Source organism: Arenibacter arenosicollis (assembly GCF_014397245.1).
GTDB lineage: Bacteria > Bacteroidota > Bacteroidia > Flavobacteriales > Flavobacteriaceae > Arenibacter > Arenibacter arenosicollis.
In genome coordinates this window covers 1-584 of sequence record NZ_JACLHY010000071.1, presented here as the reverse complement: position 1 = coordinate 584, position 584 = coordinate 1, and the positions used below count along the sequence as shown (strand labels likewise).

Genomic DNA, 584 nt, shown 5'->3' with positions numbered 1-584 from the left:
AGCGACACCGCCTAAAAGAAGGAAACTGCTATGCAACATAGTAAACGGTCTTTCTTTTTGAAAGGCCGTTTTTTTTTACCCATTTTAAAACTAAAGTTAATGAACACAAAAATTGCCATCCAAGGAATAAAAGGTGCTTTCCACGAAGAAGTTGCCCTGCACTGTTTTGGAAATGATATTGAAATTGTTCCCTGTATAACCTTTAAAGAACTGATAGATAATGTTGTAGCGAGGCATGTTGAAAAAGCTGTAATGGCTATTGAAAATACGATTTCCGGAACGATGCATGAAAATTTAGAATTAATACGGATGAATGGCCTGGAAATAATTGGGGAACTTCCCTGGAAGATCCATCAAAATCTTTGCGTTGTTCCCGGAACCAGTATCGACATGCTGACTGAGATCCACTCCCATCACATGGCCCTGAAGCAATGCCGATCCTACTTTGACAATTATCCAGAGATCAAATTGGTGGAAACGGAGGATACGGCGCTAAGCATTAAAAACGTAGCCGAAAACGCAAACATGTCGATCGGTGCCTTAGGCAGCAAACATGCAGCCCAACTGTACGGTCTTGAGATCTT

General features: G+C 41.1%; 1 protein-coding gene. It reads left to right on the top strand.

From position 1 onward, the window contains the following. Nucleotides 1–99: 99 nt before the first annotated feature. The coding region (locus H4O18_RS21895) for a prephenate dehydratase domain-containing protein (protein WP_281387391.1) at nucleotides 100–584 on the top strand (485 nt) is incomplete at its 3' end.